The following is a 22,083-nucleotide window of genomic DNA, read 5'->3' as shown; positions in this document are numbered from 1 at the left end:
TCATGACCTTAGACGAAAGAATTCAGAATTCGACCACCAGTATTTTTAAAGCTGTTTTTCCAAATACAACCAACCATTACGATACTTTATTCGGCGGAACCGCCATGCACATGATGGATGAAGTGGCTTTTATTACCGCTACGCGTTTTAGCAGGCAAATTATGGTAACCGTTAGCACCGATAGAATTGATTTTAAAAAACCCATTCCTGCAGGAACTATTGTGGAGTTGATTGGCAAAGTAAGCCACGTGGGTAATACGAGTTTAAAGGTTAATGTGGAAATTTATATAGAGCAAATGTATGCCGAAGGCAGGGCGCTTGCAGTTCATGGCGATTTTACTTTTGTTGCCATCGATGAAAATAAAAAGCCAATTCAGGTGATCAAATAGTTGTTAGCGTTTATTTTAGGTCAATCATTTTTACTTCGATTTATGTCACATCAACCTTCTGAAGAGGAATTACGAAATATTGCTAGGCAATTGCGTCAGCCTGAAGGCGAGCAAGGCATAAAAACCGGAGAAATGATGAATGTGAGCAATATCGGAATGACTAATTCTGCTATTGAAGCTTTAAATCTATGCGACGGAGAAACCGTACTGGAAATTGGCCATGGAAACGGAGGGCACATTGCAAATTTACTTAGCAAAGCACTGGATTTAAAATATGCTGGCGCCGATATTTCGGAAACCATCATTACTGAAGCTAAGAGAATCAATACGGACTTTATTGGTCAGATAGATTTTAAATTAACAGATGGCCTTCGTTTACCCTTTTCAGACGCCCAATTCGACAAAATTTTTTCGGTAAACACTATCTACTTTTGGGAAAATCCTGGCGCCTACCTTTTGGAAATAAAACGTGTATTAAAACCTGGCGGAAGTTTGGTTTTGTGTTTCGCTGATAAAAGTTTCATGGAAAAACTCCCTTTTACTAAATATGGTTTTACCCTGTATGATTTGGATGCGATTATTGATTTGTTGCAAGAAGCTGGATTCAACAATGGCGAATCGATTAAAAAAACAGAGCAAATAAAAAGTAGTGCGGGGTTTATGGTAGAACGAGATTATTATGTGGTTTCGGCAAGTAGATAGAATACGCTACGACTAAGGGAAGAGTAAGTTCTCGTTGAATAAGCAGGATTGTAGTATAGGATAGTTTATTACTGACGACACAACATTAAATACCAGCACCATTTCTGGCCAACTAGCCCCGGGTGAAGCGATACCCTGCAGCAAGGAGGGAACCGACGATGCGAAGCGTATTAGCGTAACACGGGAAGTAATTGTGTGATGCGTACAGGCGTTGCGCTACAAAAAATTTGAAATTTATTTCTTCGATTTTGCTGTCGGGTAATTACCGAAAATACCTACGACAAGATGAGGTACAGGTAAGCGTAAACAACAGGAGCTGCCAGCAACAAACCATCAAAACGGTCGAGTAGGCCACCATGCCCAGGCAATAGGCCGCCGCTGTCTTTTGTATCCAAACTACGTTTCAACATCGACTCTACCAAATCGCCCAATGTGCCGAAACAGGCAATAAGCACGGCCATTCCGGCCCAAACCCAGGCTTGGTTTTCCTTAAAAATAAACGATAATCCAAATGAAACCAAAACGCTGGTGAACATCCCTCCAAAAAAGCCTTCCCAACTTTTCTTTGGCGAATGGCGCTCAAAAAGTTTACGCTTGCCATACTTTACGCCGAATAGATAAGCACCGGTGTCATTAGCCCAAAGCATCAATAAAAAAGCAAGCGGTAAATGGAAGTTATATTCGTTCCAGTCTCTTAAAAAGCCTAAGGCATGGAAAAAGCAAAATGGAATAGTTACATAAACAAAGCCGACAAACGTGTAGGAGATGTTGGCAAAAGGAATTTTGTTTTTCTTATATAACTCGGTAATAAAAACCGAAAAAATTAAGGGGATACAAAGCAGTAGATATTTAACATCATACTGCAAATAATGCAAGCCAGCAGCCATCAAAAAGATAAGTGCCCCGGCTACCAAACCTATGTTACGGTGGGGCCGGATGCCTGAATTTTTGATCAGTTTGTAAAACTCAAAAAGCGATAAAATGCTTAATACGAGATAAAATATAGTAAAAGCATAGCTTCCCAAAAAAATGGAACCCAGCATCACAATGGTAAAAAAGAAAGCGGTTATTGCCCTGGTTTTCATATTGAAAAAGGTAAGTGGGAAAATGAAGTCTGGAAAATCGAAAACCTATTATTCAATTTCATTTTCTACAATGTATTCTATGGCTTTATCGAAATCTGATTTATTTACCAGAACATTTATTTCGCCAATGTTGTAAGCCGATAATTGCTTATTCATAGTAACCGCAGGAATTCCAGCTTCTGTTAAACCCTGCTTTAAAACCTCTGCAGCAAATGGGTTGCTCGTGGTGTATACTTTAATCCAATTTTCGCTCACGTTCTGCGCTATCTTTAAAAAATTTAAACAAAGCTATGGTAATTATTGCACTAATTAAATAGCCATACCATGGAAAACCAATTGGCTCATCTGCTTTATTTAGAGGCATGTTATGTTTTTGCATGTAGAACGCCGCACAAACGGCATAGGCATTATTAATAAAATGAGCCAACATGGCGTACCAAAGGCTTCCGCTGTAAAAATATAAGTAACCAAAACCAGCGCCTAAAAGCATACGTGGTATAAAGCCGTAAAACTGAACGTGGATGGCACTGAATATAATGGCAGTAAGCCAAATGGCTAAATGAGGGCTATTGAAGGCTTTCGTTAGCGACCGTTGCACGCTACCACGAAACATAAGCTCTTCGCCAATTGCTGGTAAAACAGCAATCATAATCAAGTTTATAATAAAATCGAAGTTGCTGCGAACCGTAATGAGCTGAATGGTAATTTTCATTGCCGCGTCTTCTTTTTCTTTCATCCATTGCTCTACGCCCTTCAAATAATCTGGCAATACCATTTTCTGGTTAATCAGCACCGTCCATTCCATAAACGGCATGCTCACGATCATAATCGTTAAAACCAGAAAAATTAATAAAGTTTGAGGCTTTTTAAAGCTGTAGAACTGAGTAACTTTTTTACCTTCAGTAAGCGCCAAGGCGATAGGAGGTAAAATAAATGTGCCTATCGAACTCAGAATCTGGATGATTTTGAATTCGGTAATAAATTTGGGATCGCCTGATAAAAGTAGCTCCAAATTGCTAACCATCCCTAAACCATTAATTATTAAAATAATTACGATAGCCAAAAGACCGAACACAAAACCACCGAGCAAAGCGTAAAATAAAAGTAAAAGTAGTTGTAAGAAAGGATTGATTTCCTCCTTGTTAGGTTTTACAAAAATCATTATTTGTACCTTTGTGTGTTTTTATAAATTGTTTGAAGATAAAGAATGTCTGTAAAGATAGGAAATATAGATTTAGGTGAGTTCCCGTTGTTGCTTGCCCCGATGGAAGATGTGAGCGATCCGCCGTTCCGTTACGTTTGTAAACAGAATGGGGCCGATTTAATGTACACCGAATTTATTTCATCTGAAGGGTTGATTCGCGACGCAGCGAAAAGTCTTCAAAAGCTAGATATTTTTGAATACGAAAGACCGATAGGCATCCAGATTTTTGGGGGAGATATCGAGCATATGCGTGAAGCATCTGAAATTGCATCTGCTGCCGGACCAGATTTAGTTGATATTAACTACGGCTGCCCCGTAAAAAACGTAGTTTGTAAAGGTGCTGGCTCTAGTTTACTTCGTGATATTGATAAAATGGTAAAAATGACAGAAGCGGTTGTTAAAGCTTCACCTTTGCCAGTGACAGTAAAAACCCGCCTAGGTTGGGATGACGATAGTAAAAATGTTTATGAAGTAGCCGAAAGGCTGCAGGATGTTGGAATTCAAGCTTTAACAATCCACGGCAGAACAAGGGCACAATTATATAAAGGCGAAGCTGATTGGAGTTTAATTCGAGAAATTAAGCGCAACCCCCGCATTAAAATCCCAATTTTTGGAAATGGCGACGTTGATAGTCCGGAAAAAGCTGCCAACTGGCGCATGGAATATGAAGTTGATGGCATTATGATTGGAAGAGCGGCAATAGGCTACCCTTGGATTTTTAGAGAGGTAAAGCACTTCTTTAAAACCGGTGAACATTTACCCGGACCAACTATTGAAGAGCGCATAAATGTTTGCCGCACCCATTTGGATAAATCGTTGGAATGGAAGGGACCTAAAACTGGTATTTTCGAAATGCGGAGACATTATGCCAACTACTTTAAAGGCCTACCAGATTTTAAGCCATACAGAATGCGTTTAGTGGCAGAGCCAGATATCAATAACATTTATAGCATTTTGGAAGAAGTGGCAGAAAAATTTGCCAGCTACGACGCTACAAAAGTAATGGCTTGATTTTTGAATTGATTTTTATACATTCGTCACGATCATGGTTACTGCAATTACAGATGGGGTTAAAGTTTCAGTTGAAACTGTTTACCAGCCAGAATATTCAAATCCGGTTAATGAGCATTTTATGTTTGCTTATCGCGTAGAGATTTCTAATCTTTCTGATTATGCTGTGCAGTTGATGCGCCGTCAATGGTTTATTTTTGATTCTAACAGTAGCCGAAGAGAAGTTGAAGGCGAAGGTGTTGTAGGTTTACAACCCATTATCCAACCTGGTGAAACACATGTTTATGTTTCTGGTTGTAATCTTAAAACTGACATGGGCAGTATGAGAGGTGCTTATTTAATGAAACGTTTAATGGATGAAGCTGAATTTGAGGTTGATATTCCGCAGTTTCAATTGGTGGCACCATATAAATTGAATTAATCTCCTCTTAATTCTTAGCGTGTCAAGAAGGCAATCATTTTCCCCGCTGATCACGCAAATAAATATCGCAGATTTAGGATGGTTTTATTCTCTGATTGATACATAAAAATGTCTGCTGTTCTTAGCTATTTTAATCTGCGGGAATTAATCTTCGACGTCAATCTTCACACTCATTTAAAAAAAAAGCGGTCAGGAAAATCCTGAACCGTTTTTTTTTCTTAGGTAAGTATTTTAATCTCTGCCTCTTCCAAATAGCATTGATGCGTAGTAAAGCAAGTTTGCCAATGCACCAACCGCAGCTACTACATAGGTCATTGCAGCCCACCAAAGTGCATCTTTAGCCTGGCTATTTTCTTCTTGCGTTTGCATTACACCCGGGTTATTTTTTAACCAGGCCAATGCTCTGTTACTGGCATCAAATTCTACTGGTAACGTGATGATGCTAAAGATGGTAACCAAAGCTAGTCCGACTACACCAATAGCTAAAACAATCGGCGTTACGGCGAAAACCAATAACATCACTCCAATGAGTAAAACCCACTGCAGGAGATTTGACGAAATGCTTACTACAGGCACCATAGTGCTTCGAAGATTAAGCCATGAGTACGATTTTGCATGTTGTACAGCATGCCCGCATTCATGCGCAGCCACTGCCGCCGCGGCTACACTTCTACTGTAATATACATCTGTACTTAAATTTACGGTTCTATCTGTTGGATTGTAATGATCTGTTAATTGTCCTTCTGTGCTCATCACTTTCACATCGTATATTCCGTTATCATGTAGCATTCTTTCTGCTACCTCTTTGCCCGATAAACCTGAGCTAAGTTGCATTTCTGCATATCGAGAAAACTTGTTTCTGAAACGCCACTGTACAAACATGCTCAGCAATAATACCGGGATGATTATTACTAAATAAACTCCCATTTCTTTTCTGTATGTTTTTCAATTCGCAGTATATCAAAAAGCGTTCCCATAATATTTGCAATACATTTTATAGTACATTTATGGTATGGCAAATAACTTTTCTTATTGGGAGCAAAGCAGTTTTTTTGATTATGATGCAATTATTATTGGTAGCGGAATCGTTGGCTTAAATGCAGCCATTCACCTAAAAAAATCATCTCCAAATTTGAATATTGCCGTTTTAGAGCGTGGATTTCTACCATCTGGCGCCAGTACCAAAAATGCTGGTTTTGCATGTTTTGGAAGCGTTTCCGAACTGATTGAACAAGAAAAAACAAGTACCACAGAAGGCCTTCAACATATTATAGAAAAACGCTGGAAAGGATTACTGAAAATGCGTTCGTTATTGGGTGATAATGCAGTTGATTTTAGGCCTTTGGGTGGCTACGAATTATTTAAAAGTACTGACTATGAGTTGGTCAATAGCTGTGTATCAAAAATTGAACATTTTAACATTTTGGTAGGCGACATTGTAGGAAAGAACGCATTTTCGCTAAGTAATAATAAAATCGATGCATTTGGCCTTGAAGGAATAAGTAACCTCATATCAAACCGATATGAAGCGCAAATTGATACCGGCAAGATGATGGTTGGCTTAATAAAATATGCACACGGTTTGGGTATTATGATTTTTAATAATTGCAGTGTAAATGCTATTCAACAAGAAAGCAATGGTAATGTTCTTCTAACGCCTCATGGTAGTTTCCATTGTAAAAAACTGATTGTTGCGACTAATGCATTTATCAAATCATTAATACCAACGGTTAATTTATTACCCGGACGAGGACAGGTTTTAGTAACTAAACCAATTGTCGGCCTAAAAATAAATGGAACTTTTCATTATGATAAAGGATATTATTATTTCAGAAATATTGGCGATCGTGTTTTGCTTGGTGGTGGAAGAAATATTGACTTCAAGACGGAAGAAACCACGGTATTTGGAGAAACGAAAGTTGTTCAAAACGCTTTGGAAGAATTGCTAAAAACCGTTATTTTACCCAATCAACATTTTGAAATCGATTTAAGGTGGAGCGGGATAATGGCTTTTGGCGAACAGCTTGAACCATTAATTAAACAGGAAACCGAAAATATTTTCTATGCGACAAGGTGTAACGGCATGGGCATCGCCATCGGATCGCAAACTGGAGAAGATGTCGCAGAACTACTGCTTCAATCTGGGATTTAATTTAAGGAGCTCATCATTTTTTCTACTCTTTCCGCATAACTGTCATTCGGAACAATCCATCTAAAAACTTCATTTTTCCACTGCTGGAGCTTTTCTTTATTCAAAAGTTTATAGTATTTAAAAGCAATGTTGTAGGCCATATCCGCCTTCGCCGTTTCATCTGTACATTCCTTTATCGCATAGTAATACATTTCTTCAGCCTGTTTTAATTCGTTTGCATTGGTTTGTTTAAATACTAAAGATTTATATAACTCACAATTGGTTTGTCTGGCTTCAGATACATCCGCAAGGGCTTCGCCTAGATAAAAACTAGCCAGGAGTTCACGTTTTTTGCCATTATAAGCATAGTAGAATTCACGATCTAAACCCGGGTACTTTTTATCTTTGCTTTTCACCATTTTTAGAAATTTCAAAGCTTTTTCTGCATTGCCCCACTTGTTGTATGTATGTCCCCACCTAAATAAGCGATCTATATTTTGATCGTCGGTTCTATAAAACTTCAACCAATCCGGTACCGGTGTAATTGCCAACTCTTTATATCTATCTTTTGGGATTTCTGCTGCCATCACCTTATTTGGTGCTATCCTAACTTTAAGCTTATTAACTTTCATTTTTACGTAATTGGATGCAGAATTAATGGAAAATGCACCATCGAGATTGAATGTTAATCCAGCTGAATTATCCATATAAACATAACCGTAATAATATTGCAAAGAGTCAATTTGGATAGCGATCCATTTGTCTTCACAATCGACCAAAAACTTATCGAATTTGAGATCAGTTTGAGCCTTTGCTCCAAATGAACAGAGCATAAGGAGGCACAATAATAGTTTCATAATAGGAATTTCGTGTGTTATTTAAAGATAACAGTTTTATTGCCACTTACAAAAACACGATCTTCAAAAATCAACTCAAGCGCTTCCAATAACACTTTTTTCTCTATTTCTTTTCCGGCCCGCACCATTTCTTTTACGCCAAAGTTATGGTCGATATGAGTAGTGTGTTGCGTAATAATTGGTCCTTCGTCAAGGTTATCAGTTACAAAATGAGCGGTTGCACCAATAATTTTCACGCCTCGCTCAAAGGCTTGCCGATAAGGATTGGCACCAATAAAAGCGGGTAAAAATGAATGATGTATGTTAATTACTCTACCGGCATAGTCCTTAACAAAATCGGCAGAAAGAATTCGCATAAATTTGGCCAAAACCAAATAATCTAAATCAAATTGATTTAAAACATCTTTTATTTCTGCTTCAAATTGTGCCTTCTCTTTTCCAACATGATCAACAAAGAAATATGGAATACCTAGTTTTTCACTAAAATCGCGAAGCGATTCATAGTTGCCAATGACACATTTAACATTAGCCCCAAGTGTTTTAAACTGATTTTTGATAAGAATTTCGGCCAGACAATGATATTCCTTTGTCACCAAAACTGCAATCTGCTTTTTTTGCTGAGCAATCACATTTACTTCAGCATCGTTGGGCAACGTTTCCAATAGTTTTTGCTCCAGTTGATTCTTGTTATCGATGTTTCCCGTACATGCTATTCGGGTAAAAAAAGCCTTATTGGCTTCATCCACAAATTCCCTCATCGCAACAATATTAAGCTGTTGACTGGCTAAAACACGCGTAATGTTGGTTACCAAACCAACTTGATCGGGACAGGAGATGAGAATTGTTAATTCGTTCATTGATTGTATTTAAAGTTCAATGATAAGAAATTTGATTTGCAGATGGGTAGAATAAATTGCAATTCCGACTATCTTTTAAAAAAGTGAGCTGCAGAGTCTCATATTAAATAGATTCACCATTTCTTGCTTAAACCCTCTGGGCAAAACTCTAGCAGCTATAAAAAGCAAACTATTTTGGTAAATCTCTTTTTAATGCCGATTTTTACTAAAATTTTTATCATGATGGAATACGCTGCAATTGGCCTTCTCGTTATTATTTTATTGGTTTTGGTATTACTTTTCTTTAAAAAGCCGCAACAATCTGTTGCATTAATTTCAATAGAAGATTTTGAGAAAACCAAAGCGGAAAACGATTCACTAAAAATTCTACTGGCGAGAGTTGAGGAAAGGGCTGCTAACTTATCTACGGAAAAAGAGCACATCACAATATTGCTACAACAAGAGCAACAACGTTTAATAGACGAGCTTCAGGCTGAACGCGATCGCCTTGCTGATGCTAATCGTGAATTGGAAAGTACACGCTCCTTTTATCTTGCAGAAAAAGAAAAATTAGCCGAACAGAAATTAAGCTACGAACAATCTCAGGAGAAATTAAACAAAGATTTTGAATTGATTGCGAATAAGATTTTGGAAGAAAAATCTACTCGGTTTGTAGAACAGAACAGAACAAACCTCGATTTGATTTTAAATCCTTTAAAAGAGAATATCAAGGCTTTTGAGGATAAAGTAGAAAAGGTTTACAAGGCAGAATCTGATGAACGGAATATTTTGAAAGGGGTAATTTCTGAATTACAGATCCAAAGTAAAATGATTCAGGAAGATGCTAACAACCTTACAAAAGCGCTAAAAGGCGACAGTAAAAAACAAGGAAATTGGGGGGAAGTTATTTTAGAAAAAGTTTTAGAGCGTTCTGGTTTGGTTCGAGATCAGGAATATCGCATTCAGGCCTCGCTAGTATCCGCCGAAGGCGGTCGATTTCAACCCGATGTGGTAATTGATTTACCGGATGATAAACATCTTGTGGTCGACGCTAAGGTAAGTTTAGTAGCTTACGAACGCTCAGTATCGGCAGAAACAGAAGAAGAGCGTGAGGGCTATGTAAAAGCGCATTTGGCCTCCATAAAAAATCATATTCAGGAACTATCCGCAAAAAACTATCAGGATTTATATAAAATCAATTCCCCAGACTTCGTTTTATTGTTTGTGCCGATAGAATCATCATTTAGCATTGCTGTACAAAAAGATGCGGAGCTGTTTAACTTTGCCTGGGATAGGCGAGTAGTAATCGTTAGTCCATCAACATTATTAGCCACTTTGCGCACCATTGCCAGCATGTGGAAACAGGAAAGGCAAAACCGAAATGTATTTGAAATCGCTGAGCAAGCAGGCTTTCTTTACGAAAAATTTGTTGGTTTTCTTAAGGATATGGAAGATATTGGAAGGCATATTGGCTCTACACAAAAGGCTTATGATGGCGCTTTCAATAAACTAAAAGAGGGTTCGGGAAATATGATTTCTAAAATTGAGAACCTTAAAAAATTAGGTGCCAAAGTAAAAAATAATAAACAGATTGATATGAAGTATTTGGATGGGGAGTAGGTTTATCGGTTGGTATGACACCAACAGAAAAAACATATTTTAATCAAATCCGTATCTTAATTTGATAAAAAATGAATTTTAATGGCCTCAAAATAAATTTAAACATATATAATATAATTGAGCCTACGATTATACCTGGAATTATCATAAATGAGCTTAAGACAAGCAAACCGGCATTTAAAAATATAAGAATAATTATGAAGATGGTTATAATGCCAAAGCCGATTACAAAATTTGTTTCCCACTTATCTTTAATTTCCAAATAGTTAATACTTACTGGAGCAACTCCTTTCAGTCCTTCAAAATTATCGATTTCTATCAGACCACTAGCACCCTCAATCTTATTATTCACAATATAGAATTCATCACCTTTATCTAGAATATATGGATAAACCTCAACCAATTTTTTATTATATTGAAATTCAATATGTTCCTTTGTTCCTTTATCAATTTGTAATATTCTTTCGACTTTAACAAAACCTATTTCGTTTAAGTCAAAAACTTTGCTTGTACTAAAAATATCATAAAAAGATAGCTTATCACTACTTTTTGATTTATAGTTAAACCCTATTAACTTATCATCATTAAGTTCGCAATGTTTACAAAAAAAAATACTTTCATTGTCTTTCTTAACAAAGCCAGTTGTTTTTTCATATAAAATAATTTCAAACCAAATTATTCCATTTCTCAATTTTTCCGATACAATGGTTCGGTATTGATTGGCAGCGAGTATTTTTGTGATAGGTGATTTATCAGATCTTGATTTGAATACATCAATTGTTTTTAGTGTTCTCAGGTAATTTCCCATTAATATAAGTTTATATAATAGGATGATTTATTTTAAAATTACTATTTTTTCTCTAAATCTACTTATTAAAAGCGTTCCAACCTTGTGCTTTCAATTCATGAACATTGTTAGATTTTGAAACCATTTACTCTTGGATAAGTTGTTTTAATTTCTCTTTACTCGGTAAAACTGTAGAGTATTTACTTGCAAAAATTTGTTCATTATTTTCTGGTAATGTGAATTGTACAACGGCCTCGCTCTTATCCTGCCAAAGTATTATTCCGATGGTTTTATTTTCATCAGATAGTTTAACTTCTCTATCATAATAATTTACATACATCTGAATTTGTCCAATATCCTGATGGCTTAACTCTCCAATTTTTAAATCGATTAGTACAAAACATTTCAAAATTCGATTATAAAAAATCAAATCTATTTTAAAGTGCTTTTCTTCAAAAGATATTCTATTCTGCCTGGCAACAAACGTAAAGCCAGTTCCAAGCTCCAAAAGAAAGTGTTCTAGTTTATCAATAAGCTTTTGTTCTAATTCATTTTCAGAATAGCTTTTTTCATCTGGCAAACCTAAAAACTCTAAAATATATGGATCTTTAATGGCATCTTTTGGCTTTTCTAATACTGCCCTTTTATTGATAATTCAAAGATTTCTACTTAACGATAAGCGGGTATATGAGGCTATATCATACTGTCTTTGTAGTTCTCTTAAACTCCAATTATTTTTAGATGATTCTATTTCATAAAAATTTCTTTCCTTATCATCATCAATTCTCATGAGCTTTAGATAGTGAGACCAGCTTAATTTGAATTCCGCAGACAGTGTTTGCGTTTTTGCGTAAACCTTATAAAACTGCCTCATCTGTTCAATATTTCGAATGGAAAAGCCTTTTCCGAAATCGGCAATTAGCTTAATAGAAAGTCTTTTTATAACTTCCTTTCCATAATCTGCCCTATCTTTGCCATTTTGTTCCTCCTCAACAATCATCCTACCAATTTCATAATACGTTAAAACCATTGTTTGGTTAACTGTATTTACAATTTTATTGCGAGCCTTATTTAGCAAATCTGCAATACGCTCAATAAAATTTTGGTGTGATAAATTGCTATTCATAGCATTTATTTATTAAAAGCGTTCCAACCTTGTGCTTTCAACTCATGAACATTGTTGGATTTTGAAACCATTTTACAACCAGAATTTTTGTCAGTAACGTGACCAATAACGGTAATATCTACGTCGTGTTTTAGTTTCTTATAATCTTCCTGGCTGATTGTAAACAATAACTCATAATCTTCACCCCCACTCAAAGCACAAACCGTTGGATCAATACCCAACTCACGAGCTGTTTCATAAGTCATTGGATCTAATGGGATTTTCTCCTCATAAATGGTAATTCCCTTATCAGATTGTTCAGCAAGATGAAGAATTTCAGAAGCCAATCCGTCCGAAACATCGATCATTGATGTTGGTTTAATATCCATATCTTCCAAAAGCGCCACGATATCCATGCGTGCTTCAGGTTTCAATTGTCTTTCGATGATATAATCTTTTCCTTCCAAATCCGGTTGAATTTGTGGATTCTCCAAATAAATTAGCTTCTCTCTCTCTAAAATCTGAAGACCAACATAAGCGCCACCCAAATCGCCCGAAACACAAAGTAAATCATTTTCCTGAGCGCCATTTCTATAAGTAACTTTATCTGCATCAGCGTAGCCAATACTCGTAATGCTAATCACCAAACCTTGCTTGCTTGATGAAGTATCCCCACCAATCAGGTCAATATTAAACTTGTTGCAAGCCAGTTCAATTCCCTTATAGATTTCTTCTACAGCTTCCAGCGGAAATTTGCTCGACAATCCTAATGAAACGGTAATCTGACTAGCCTTACCATTCATGGCATAAATATCACTCAAATTAACCTGAACTGCTTTGTAACCCAAATGCATCAAAGGCACATAAGCTAAATCGAAGTGAATTCCCTCCAAAAGCAAATCGGTAGAAACCAATATTTGTTTGCCTTTTGCATCCAAAACAGCAGCATCATCACCAACACCTTTTACCGAGTAATCGTTTCTAATTTTAAAATTGGTTGTTAAGTGTTTGATTAAACCAAACTCACCTAATTCGTTAATATCTGTACGCTCTTTATTTTCAAACATATTCACCCAAACCCATTAAGGGGCTTTTATTAATAATTATACATTTCTAAGGGGTTAAGCCCTTATTTTCTATTTTTAAAATTATTTGTCATGCTGAGTATAGAGAAGAATCATTTACTCAGGCCAGTACTTATTAGCAAAACAGATCCTTCCTTCGTCAGGATGACAGCATGCTCAGGATGACAAACCCTTACTTTCCATCCAATTTTTGCCTTCAGTAAACCTGGAAATCAGCATCGCCGCAACATTATCTCCGGTCGCATTTAGAAGTGTCGCCATTGGATCTACCAAAGTTCCTATAATCATCGCCGGAGGTAAAGCTTCTGGTGGCAATTGATAAGCTGAAATCATTAATAACTCTCCAATATAACCTCCATTGGGAATTCCACCCTCTACTATACTGACTAAAACAGTGATGCCCAATGCCAAAATGATGGTATCTACATGAACCAAATCCTTTCCAAAAATAGCAAATACTACTGCGATTTTAATTATAGAACTAATGCTCGAGCCATCCTTGTGTAATGTTGAACCCAATGGAATAGTCACATTGGTAATGTAAGCCGGAACACCCATTTTATTTGTTCCTTCTAAATTCGCAGGGATTGTTGCTATGCTGCTACAAGTGCCAATAGAGGTTAAGGACGGTACAATATTATTTTTCCAGAATACTTTTATCGCTTTAAAACCGCCGGCAATAAAGGCATATAACGTAAAAAATACAATGAAATAGAATGCCCCGACTCCATAATATAATCCCAATGCTTTGGCATAAGTACCAAAAAGTTGCGGCCCGAACACACCAACCTGATAAGCAAAATAGGCACCCAAACCTATCGGCCCAAGTTTCATAATTAAGATGATGAGTTTTTTCATCACTTCATTACCCGACACCAAAAAGTTTTTAAAACCATCACCTTCTTTTCCCGAGTATAGGGTAGAAAATCCCACTAAAACGGAAAAAATAATGAGCGCCAGCATATTTTTTCTACTGCCAATCTCGTAAAATTCTCCAACGGTTAAGAGCTGTGTCATTTGCTCTCCGAACGATTGAATTTTTTCTGGTTCGGTTGGAATTGGATTATTGCCCAATGCCTGGTGAATAGGAAAAACCCATGTGGCAGCCAGAGTTAGAATTGCTGCAATAAGAATAGTTGATAAAAAAACCAATACCATAATGGTTAATAGTTTCCCCAACTTTTTAGTACGATCTATATTTGCAATGGCAGAAGAAACTGCAAAAAATACCAAAGGAATAACGGCAGTAAACAACAAATTCAAAAATATATCACCCAGAGGTTTTATACTTTCAACTTTTTGTCCAAAAATTAACCCAATGATGCTTCCAGCGGTAATCCCTGCTAGTAGCCAAAGCAAGCCTGAGTAATTTTTTAAGATATTAGTTGTTTTCATTTTTATCATTTATCCGTCATTGGGAGGTACAGCCTGTCCCGACTTTTCGGGAAAGCAATCTCATTACTTTCGTAATTGAAAACCCAACGCTTTAAGATTGCTTCGTGGCTCGCAATGACGAGTGTCTTATTTTACTACTCAATATTTTACTACAATCCTAGCTCTGCAGAAATATCCAACATTCTTTGAATAGGTTTACGTGCCTGCTCAATAATATGCTCTGGTACAGTTACTTCTGGCGAACTATTTTTAAGACATAAATATAGTTTTTCTAAAGTATTTCTCTTCATGTATGGACAATCATTGCAAGCGCAACTATTATTCGGTGGCGCCGGAATAAATGTTTTCTCCGGACAAGCTTTTTCCATTTGATGGATAATTCCACTTTCTGTAGCTACAATAAATTCTGTGGCCGGATTGGATATAGCATATTTCAAAAGTCCGGTAGTAGAGCCAATATAATCGGCCATTTGTAAAACGGCTTCTTCACATTCCGGATGTGCAATAAACCTGGCGTTAGGGTGGCGTTCTTTAAGTTTCGTAATTTTTTCTTTCGAAAAAATCTCATGTACCATACAGGCGCCATTCCAAAGCACCAAATCTCTACCGGTCTTTTTGGCAACCCAAGCGCCTAAATTCCTATCCGGACCGAAGATTATTTTCTGATCTTTTGGTAAACTTTCTACAATTTGAACAGCATTTGTAGAGGTACAAACAATGTCACTCAAGGCTTTCAACTCAGCTGTGCAATTCACATAAGTGATGACCAAATGATCAGGATACTTCTCCTTAAATTTTCTAAACAAATGTGGTGGACAGCTATCAGCCAAAGAACAGCCTGCTTTTACATCTGGTAATAAAACTTTTTTTGTCGGAGATAAAATCTTGGCAGTTTCGGCCATAAAGTGTACTCCTGCAAAAACAATTACCTCAGCATCAGTTTTTGCTGCTTCCTGAGATAAACCTAAACTGTCACCAATATAATCTGCAATATCTTGTATATCAGGTTCTTGGTAATAGTGTGCTAATATAATTGCATTCTTTTCCTTCTTCAGTTTTTCGATTTCAACAAAGAGGTCAAGCGTAGGGTCAATTTCTTCTTCTACGTAACCTTTTTTGTTTATTTCTTCTAAGACATCTATGTTCATTTTTAAATTTTCCTTTTTTGAATTTTGACGTTGGTCAAAGATAAAGCTTTCCACGTCTCAATAATTAATAAGTTATTTTAAATAAATAAATCTTGTTTGTTTATTAGTGTGTTGGTAACGTTGGTAAGTTTATTAAAAACGTTCTTCAATGTAAGTTGTTAATCGTTTACTAACATTTAGATTACATTTTTGTAATATGATAAGATTGATTTTCAGCACTATCGAAAAACCGGTTAATTTTTCTCCATATTGGAATGTTAATTGTTTATAAGTGTGTGAAAAGTTAATTACTTGTACAAAGGTGCTTAAAAATTGAGTAAAAGATTGTGGCAAATTGTCTTTTTAGAGTAGCTTTAAACATTCAAATTTATTTGTTAGTCTTATTTCTACATAAAGCTAACAGTTGTTCTATAGTTATCAACAGCGTTGATAAAGTAAATGTTTTTTAGATGAGAAAAGTAGATTTTCTGGTAATTGGTTCAGGGATAGCGGGTTTAAGTTTTGCACTTAAGGCGGCCAAATTTGGTAAGGTTTTAATTGTTACTAAATCAAATGAAGACGAATCGAATACAAAATATGCGCAAGGTGGTGTCGCAGTTGTTGTTGATAAAGATGATTCTTTCGAAAAACATATACACGATACCTTGATTGCCGGCGACGGTTTATGCGATGAAAAAATTGTAGAAATCGTTGTAAAAGAGGGGCCTCAGCGCATTCAGGAGATTATTGACTATGGTATAAATTTCGATAAAGATAACTCGGGCTTCTATGATTTAGCCAAGGAGGGCGGACACTCCGAACACCGTGTTCTACACTATAAAGACATCACCGGATATGAAATTGAGCGGGTACTTTTAAAGGAAATTCATGAGAATCCGAACATAGAGATATTAACACATTACTTTGCACTCGAGTTAATCACTCAGCATCACCTCGGTGAGTTTGTTGATAAACGTACTGAAGATATCAACTGTTATGGGATATATGCCTTTAACACAGAGCTTAACGATGTGGAAAAGATTGTGGCAAACGTTACGGTTATGGCTTCAGGTGGTGCCGGACATGTATATTCTGCTACAACAAACCCTGTAATTGCAACAGGTGATGGTATGGCAATGGTTTACCGAGCTAAAGGAAAAGTAAGGAATATGGAGTTTATTCAGTTCCACCCAACCGCTTTATACCATCCTGGAGAGTATCCTTCCTTCCTAATTTCTGAAGCAGTTCGTGGTTTTGGCGGTGTTCTTCGCCGTAAAAATGGTGAAGAGTTTATGCATGAATACGATGAGCGTAAATCATTAGCACCTCGAGATATTGTTGCTAGGGCAGTTGATAATGAAATGAAAAAATCGGGTGATGAATTTGTTTATTTAGACATCACGATGCGTAAGAAGGCAGATATTTTAAAACATTTTCCAAATATATTTGCCAAGTGTTTATCTATTGGTATCGATATGACAAAAGATTATATACCAGTAACGCCGGCATCTCATTATATGTGTGGTGGCATTTTAGTAGATGAATATGGGCGATCTTCTATCAAAAACCTTTATGCCTGTGGTGAGGTTTCTTCAACTGGTTTGCATGGTGCTAATCGATTGGCTTCTAACTCCTTACTTGAGGCGACTGTTTTTGCACATCGTATTTATCAGGATGCGGTTGAAAACTTCAAAAATAATGTAATTCCTGAAAATATTCCAGAATGGGATTCACAAGGGGTTACACAAAGCAATGAAGACGTTCTGGTTACCCACAATTTAAGAGAATTGCAGAAAGTGATGGGTGATTACGTTGGTATAGTTCGTTCTGATTTTCGTTTAGAAAGGGCGCACCGAAGACTGTTTTTAATTTACCAGGAAACAGAGGAATTCTATAAAAAGAACAAGGTTTCGGTGAAGCTTTGTGAACTGAGGAATGTAATTCAGACTGCTTATTTGGTCATAAAATCAGCTATGAAGCGTAAAGAAAGCAGAGGTTTGCATTTTACCACTGATTACCCTGATCACGCTAAAGAACTAATTGATACTGTTTTTTAAACTGATGCTGCAAGCTTGCTGATCTATTTCAGTATATAGAAAAGAAATAAACGATTACCCTAAAAACCTGATTTAGATTCAGGAGTATGTGAAAATAAAGCTATGCCATTAATACTTCCAGTAAAAAACAAATATCCTGAAATAGGAAATGATAATTTCATCGCTGAAAACGCTACAATTGTGGGTGATGTCACTATAGGAAACAATTGTTCGGTTTGGTTTAATGCGGTGATTAGAGGCGATGTAAACGCCATTACAATTGGAAATGAATCCAATATCCAGGATGGCGCTGTAATTCATGCTACGTATTTAAAAGCTTCAACACACATTGGAAATAGGGTATCTGTTGGTCACAATGCAATCGTTCATGGTTGTACAGTTCAAGATCACGTTTTGGTAGGTATGGGTGCAATTGTAATGGATCATGCCGTTATTGAAGAATATTGTATCATCGCCGCTGGATCAGTGGTGTTGGAGAACATGGTTTGTGAAACCGGTTATTTATACGCTGGCACCCCAGCAAAAAAAATAAAGCCCATTACTGATGAGCAAAGGGCTTTATTAAATAAGTTACCAGATAATTATATCATGTATTCCAACTGGTTTACAAATCCATAATCAATCTTTCGGTGGGGGTGGGATAGCTAAGGGATCTTCTCTTTCCCAATTCGGTTTTAGGTCTAAAAGTGCTTTGAGGTACCATACTTTCTCTGGTTGAGTACCTGCTTTTACATTTCCAGTATCCCAAATTGCGTTTCTATTTTCGTCATAAATTACTCGAATCATATATTTTCCGGCGGGATAATTTGCGAAACGAAGCTTCGTATTTCCTTTTATCGGAAATGATTTGATCAGATCCTTTTTCTCTGTCAAAAATTGAACGATATAGTTTTTACTTGAATCTGGTACAGTTACATTATATATTAATGTGGTATAATTATCTGTTGGATCTAGTTTAAAGGTCTTATTGATTTCCTTATTTTTGGCATTAAAAATTGCTGTGAAAGCTCCTGCAGCATATTTTATATCATAGGTTCGTTTTTGTTTCCAGGGATATCTGATGTAGTATTTTAAGAAATCGGTACTATCTTTTATCAGTTGAAAGGTTGTTCTTTTAACTGAATCTTCTAATAAAGTAATCTTTGAAGCATCTGCTGCTGTTATTGGGAAAGGAAAAGTTAAGGTATAAGTTTGGTAGGGATTTAGTTTACCACCACTTGCGTTATCATTAATATTTACATCGCGAACGTAATTATCCTTTTTTCCTTTGCTAAAATTAAGTGTTTGTAAAACCTTGCCTTCATCCTGAATGGCTACCTTAACAGAGTCGAAGCTTAAATCAGTAAGCCATACTTTGGCGGTATCGTTAGTTTTATTAAAGTGAACAAACTTACCTACATCTACTTTCGGTGGATCCGTAATAGTAATTTTCGGATCCTTAAGTTGTTTGTTTGTTGTAATGGTGATGATTCCATCATTAGCAAGTTTACGATCTGTAACACGAAAATCTGTCGCCAGTTCTTTGAACACCTGGAGATTGATATTATCGAGGTTCTTATCAATAGTGATTGGATCTTTCAGAAAACCAACTTCATCAGATACTTGTTGATATATTTTATCTCCACCACCACTGCCTTCCTTAAGTGCATAAATTTTATATTGACCAGCTCTTAGATTGTTAAGCTTATAATTTCCAGAACTGTCAGTCAAGGTATATATTGATGGCCTTTTCTTTCCAAACAGGGTGTCACGTGCTAATGGTAAGATGAAAACAGTAACGTCTTTCTCAAATTCATCATTTAGCGAGCTTTTTACATTTCCACTCACAGATAAGGAATCAATTTCATTTCCGGTAGAAAACACATAAGATAAATTTTTGACCACATTACTCTCATTGATATCGGCAACTGCCTTTCCAAAATTTAGGGTGTATGTTGTATTTTTCTCTAATGTATCCTGAAGTTCAATTTCCAGTCGCTTAGAACGAATTTTTAAAATAGGTGCTCGTTCCTGCTCTGGTGAAATACTAAATTCTTTCGATTCATCCACAAGCTTAAAATATTCATCAAACTCAATTGTAATTTTTTTTGCATTAAAATTACGGGTTTGATTTTTCGGAGTCATATTTAAAATTTTAGGTGGAGTTGAGTCTTTCGGTCCTCCCTGTGGTGTTTGCATACTTGCACAACCCATAAATAGGGGAGAGATGATAACAACTGCTAAAATTATTTTGTTAAAATACTGAGCTTTTAAATTTGGCATATTTTAAACGTTATGACGAATTTTTGATGTTTTTGGAAATCTGATATTAAAAAAAGTTTTTATGCTTTTATATCGCTTTATTTTAAGTCGATATATGTATGTTTAAATTGTTGATAATCAATCACTTACCAATATAGACCATTAAAACTGAGATATCTGATGGTGATACGCCAGAAATTCTTGATGCCTGGCCTAAAGTACGTGGTTTTATTTTGAATAACTTTTCACGGGCTTCTTTTGAGATGGAAACAATTTTATTATAGTCGAAATCAGGTTTGATTTCTTTGTCTTCCATTTTCAACATTTTAGCTACTATCTCATTTTCTTTTTCAAAATAACTCTCATATTTAATTTTGATTTCCGCTTGTTCTATTGTTTCATTATCTAAATCCTTGGTGGCTTCAGCCAATGGTTTACTTACTTTTATAAGATCTTGTAAGCCCACATGAGGACGACCAGCTAAACTATGAATTTTTACATTTTGATTTAAAATACTCGAACCTAAACTTTCTAACATAGGATTAGCATCAACCATTTCTATGCCTTGGCTTCTGGTAAATTTAACTAAAGCTTCTGCTGCTTCAACTTTATGTTTAACCTTTTCTAAACGTTCATCAGATATCAAACCTAATTCATGTCCGATAGGAGATAAGCGAATGTCTGCATTATCCTGTCTCAATAATAAACGATGTTCTGCTCTTGAGGTAAACATTCGATAAGGTTCGTCAGTTCCTTTGGTTACTAAATCGTCAATTAAAACACCAATATAACTGTCCGATCTTTTCATAATCAGCTCGTGCTTGTCATTAATTTTTTGATGTGCATTGATACCAGCCATGAAACCTTGGCAAGCTGCTTCTTCATAACCTGTAGTTCCATTTATCTGACCAGCTAGAAATAGATTATTAATTAATTTAGTTTCTAGAGTAAGTGATAATTGAGTAGGAGGGAAGAAATCGTATTCGATAGCATAACCGGGTCTGAACATTTTTGCATTCTCAAAACCTGGAATTAATCGAAGCGCTCTTTGTTGTACATCTTCTGGAAGAGAAGTTGAGAAACCATTCACGTAAATTTCGCATGTGTTCCATCCTTCAGGTTCTACAAAAATTTGGTGTCTGTCGCGTTCTGCAAAACGGTTAATTTTGTCTTCAATGGAAGGACAATATCTTGGACCCAAACCTTTAATTCTGCCTGTAAACATTGGCGATTTTTCGAAGCCTTCTTTCAAGGTTTCGTGTACATCCCCATTGGTATAAGTAATCCAGCAGCAACGTTGATCTGCTGAGACTTCGGTATCTGTGAAAGAAAATTTACTGGGGTTTTCATCTCCCCATTGTTCTTCCATTTTGGTATAGTCTAAACTTCTACCATCTACTCTAGGGGGAGTGCCTGTCTTCATTCTTCCAGCTTCCATACCCAGTTCCACCAATTGTTCTGTGATTCCAGTTGATGCTCTTTCTGCTGTTCTGCCTCCACCAAATTTCTTTTCTCCAATGTGCATTACCCCATTTAAGAAAGTCCCATTTGTAAGTACTACTGCTGTACTTTCAATCTCTATTCCTAAAGATGTTTTTACGCCATACACGGTATTATCTTTAACTAATAAGCCAACAACACTATCTTGCCATAAGTCGACATTAGGAGTTCTTTCTAAAGCTAAACGCCATTCTTCAGCGAAGCGCATTCTGTCAATTTGAGCTCTCGGACTCCACATTGCAGGACCTTTTGACTTGTTTAACATTCTAAATTGAATGGTTGATTTATCAGATATAATTCCTGAATAGCCACCCATTGCATCTACCTCGCGAACAATCTGTCCTTTCGCTACGCCACCCATTGCTGGGTTACAACTCATCTGGGCTATGGTGCCCATATTCATTGTTATCAATAAAACTGATGAGCCCAGGTTGGCGGCAGCGGCAGCAGCTTCGCATCCTGCATGTCCAGCACCAACAACAATCAAATCGTATTTTGAAAACATTTTCTTTTTCTATTATGTTCCACGT

Annotated in this window: 22 protein-coding genes; 8 read left to right on the top strand and 14 right to left on the bottom strand. The window is 36.4% G+C overall.

Annotated elements, in window-relative coordinates; translation table 11 throughout:
- Positions 1 to 2 precede the first annotated feature (2 nt).
- A complete protein-coding gene (locus tag ACZZZK_RS13400) occupies positions 3 to 389 on the top strand; it encodes an acyl-CoA thioesterase (protein WP_056850596.1) in 387 nt (128 codons plus the stop codon).
- A 42-nt stretch (positions 390 to 431) separates the two neighbouring features.
- Entirely contained in the window at positions 432 to 1,091 is a 660-nt protein-coding gene (locus tag ACZZZK_RS13395; protein ID WP_463484565.1) for a class I SAM-dependent methyltransferase, read from the top strand.
- Positions 1,092 to 1,366: 275 nt separating this feature from the next.
- On the opposite strand, the gene ACZZZK_RS13390 is transcribed toward ACZZZK_RS13395, so the two are convergent.
- The 3 genes from ACZZZK_RS13390 to ACZZZK_RS13380 are packed head-to-tail and all read right to left on the bottom strand — an operon-like array spanning position 1,367 to position 3,338.
- Positions 1,367 to 2,176 carry a phosphatidate cytidylyltransferase gene (locus ACZZZK_RS13390; RefSeq protein WP_265797186.1) on the bottom strand — a complete coding sequence of 270 codons (810 nt, stop codon included), beginning with the start codon at positions 2,174 to 2,176 and terminating at the stop codon, positions 1,367 to 1,369.
- Positions 2,177 to 2,224: 48 nt separating this feature from the next.
- Complete coding sequence (locus ACZZZK_RS13385) at positions 2,225 to 2,431, bottom strand: putative signal transducing protein (RefSeq protein WP_056850599.1); 207 nt, start codon at positions 2,429 to 2,431, stop codon at positions 2,225 to 2,227.
- Positions 2,412 to 3,338 (bottom strand): lysostaphin resistance A-like protein, encoded by a 927-nt coding sequence (locus ACZZZK_RS13380; protein ID WP_463484564.1) that lies wholly within the window; start codon positions 3,336 to 3,338, stop codon positions 2,412 to 2,414. Before ACZZZK_RS13380 ends, ACZZZK_RS13385 begins: the two co-directional genes overlap by 20 nt.
- Positions 3,339 to 3,383: 45 nt before the next feature.
- Between ACZZZK_RS13380 and dusB the strand changes: the two genes are divergently transcribed.
- Positions 3,384 to 4,391: a tRNA dihydrouridine synthase DusB gene (gene dusB / locus ACZZZK_RS13375; protein ID WP_463484563.1), complete on the top strand. Its 1,008-nt coding sequence runs from the start codon at positions 3,384 to 3,386 to the stop codon at positions 4,389 to 4,391.
- A gap of 34 nt (positions 4,392 to 4,425) precedes the next feature.
- Positions 4,426 to 4,812, top strand: coding sequence for a Co2+/Mg2+ efflux protein ApaG (gene apaG / locus ACZZZK_RS13370; RefSeq protein WP_056850602.1), 387 nt, complete (start codon positions 4,426 to 4,428; stop codon positions 4,810 to 4,812).
- Positions 4,813 to 5,043: 231 nt separating this feature from the next.
- On the opposite strand, the gene ACZZZK_RS13365 is transcribed toward apaG, so the two are convergent.
- Positions 5,044 to 5,739, bottom strand: a complete 696-nt coding sequence (locus ACZZZK_RS13365; protein ID WP_056850603.1) for a zinc metallopeptidase — start codon at positions 5,737 to 5,739, stop codon at positions 5,044 to 5,046.
- A gap of 85 nt (positions 5,740 to 5,824) precedes the next feature.
- On the opposite strand from ACZZZK_RS13365, the gene ACZZZK_RS13360 reads away from it, so the two are divergent.
- On the top strand, positions 5,825 to 6,964 hold the full coding sequence (locus ACZZZK_RS13360) for an NAD(P)/FAD-dependent oxidoreductase (protein WP_463484562.1): 1,140 nt from the start codon (positions 5,825 to 5,827) through the stop codon (positions 6,962 to 6,964).
- Here ACZZZK_RS13360 and ACZZZK_RS13355 read toward each other — a convergent pair.
- Positions 6,961 to 7,800, bottom strand: a complete 840-nt coding sequence (locus ACZZZK_RS13355) for a hypothetical protein (RefSeq protein WP_463484561.1) — start codon at positions 7,798 to 7,800, stop codon at positions 6,961 to 6,963. The two genes, ACZZZK_RS13360 and ACZZZK_RS13355, sit on opposite strands and share 4 nt — an antisense overlap.
- 17 nt (positions 7,801 to 7,817) lie before the next feature.
- The gene (gene purU / locus ACZZZK_RS13350; protein WP_463484560.1) at positions 7,818 to 8,657 is read right to left on the bottom strand and encodes a formyltetrahydrofolate deformylase; all 840 of its coding nucleotides are present in this window, start codon (positions 8,655 to 8,657) and stop codon (positions 7,818 to 7,820) included.
- A gap of 222 nt (positions 8,658 to 8,879) precedes the next feature.
- On the opposite strand from purU, the gene ACZZZK_RS13345 reads away from it, so the two are divergent.
- On the top strand, positions 8,880 to 10,256 hold the full coding sequence (locus ACZZZK_RS13345) for a DNA recombination protein RmuC (RefSeq protein WP_463486292.1): 1,377 nt from the start codon (positions 8,880 to 8,882) through the stop codon (positions 10,254 to 10,256).
- Positions 10,257 to 10,299: 43 nt separating this feature from the next.
- On the opposite strand, the gene ACZZZK_RS13340 is transcribed toward ACZZZK_RS13345, so the two are convergent.
- The 6 genes from ACZZZK_RS13340 to nadA form a co-directional block, all read right to left on the bottom strand.
- A complete protein-coding gene (locus ACZZZK_RS13340; RefSeq protein WP_463484559.1) occupies positions 10,300 to 11,064 on the bottom strand; it encodes a hypothetical protein in 765 nt (254 codons plus the stop codon).
- Positions 11,065 to 11,188: 124 nt separating this feature from the next.
- Positions 11,189 to 11,656: a PDDEXK nuclease domain-containing protein gene (locus ACZZZK_RS13335; RefSeq protein ID WP_463486291.1), complete on the bottom strand. Its 468-nt coding sequence runs from the start codon at positions 11,654 to 11,656 to the stop codon at positions 11,189 to 11,191.
- A gap of 42 nt (positions 11,657 to 11,698) precedes the next feature.
- Positions 11,699 to 12,169 (bottom strand): DUF1016 N-terminal domain-containing protein, encoded by a 471-nt coding sequence (locus tag ACZZZK_RS13330; protein ID WP_463484558.1) that lies wholly within the window; start codon positions 12,167 to 12,169, stop codon positions 11,699 to 11,701.
- A 5-nt stretch (positions 12,170 to 12,174) separates the two neighbouring features.
- On the bottom strand, positions 12,175 to 13,215 hold the full coding sequence (gene thiL, locus ACZZZK_RS13325) for a thiamine-phosphate kinase (protein WP_265797196.1): 1,041 nt from the start codon (positions 13,213 to 13,215) through the stop codon (positions 12,175 to 12,177).
- A gap of 174 nt (positions 13,216 to 13,389) precedes the next feature.
- On the bottom strand, positions 13,390 to 14,628 hold the full coding sequence (locus tag ACZZZK_RS13320; protein ID WP_463484557.1) for a dicarboxylate/amino acid:cation symporter: 1,239 nt from the start codon (positions 14,626 to 14,628) through the stop codon (positions 13,390 to 13,392).
- Between the two features lie 149 nt (positions 14,629 to 14,777).
- Positions 14,778 to 15,818 (bottom strand): quinolinate synthase NadA, encoded by a 1,041-nt coding sequence (gene nadA / locus ACZZZK_RS13315; RefSeq protein ID WP_463486290.1) that lies wholly within the window; start codon positions 15,816 to 15,818, stop codon positions 14,778 to 14,780.
- A 407-nt stretch (positions 15,819 to 16,225) separates the two neighbouring features.
- Here nadA and nadB point away from each other — a divergent pair, with 407 nt between their 5' ends.
- Positions 16,226 to 17,812: an L-aspartate oxidase gene (gene nadB / locus ACZZZK_RS13310; protein ID WP_463484556.1), complete on the top strand. Its 1,587-nt coding sequence runs from the start codon at positions 16,226 to 16,228 to the stop codon at positions 17,810 to 17,812.
- A 102-nt stretch (positions 17,813 to 17,914) separates the two neighbouring features.
- A complete protein-coding gene (locus ACZZZK_RS13305) occupies positions 17,915 to 18,430 on the top strand; it encodes a gamma carbonic anhydrase family protein (protein ID WP_463484555.1) in 516 nt (171 codons plus the stop codon).
- Here the strand turns inward: ACZZZK_RS13305 and ACZZZK_RS13300 are convergent, their stop codons facing one another.
- Positions 18,431 to 20,074: an Ig-like domain-containing protein gene (locus ACZZZK_RS13300; RefSeq protein WP_463484554.1), complete on the bottom strand. Its 1,644-nt coding sequence runs from the start codon at positions 20,072 to 20,074 to the stop codon at positions 18,431 to 18,433.
- Between the two features lie 121 nt (positions 20,075 to 20,195).
- Positions 20,196 to 22,058: a tRNA uridine-5-carboxymethylaminomethyl(34) synthesis enzyme MnmG gene (gene mnmG, locus ACZZZK_RS13295; protein WP_463484553.1), complete on the bottom strand. Its 1,863-nt coding sequence runs from the start codon at positions 22,056 to 22,058 to the stop codon at positions 20,196 to 20,198.
- Positions 22,059 to 22,083 lie beyond the last annotated feature (25 nt).

The sequence above is a fragment of the Pedobacter sp. AC163 genome (assembly GCF_979258665.1).
This window is presented reverse-complemented; position numbering and strand designations above follow the sequence as displayed.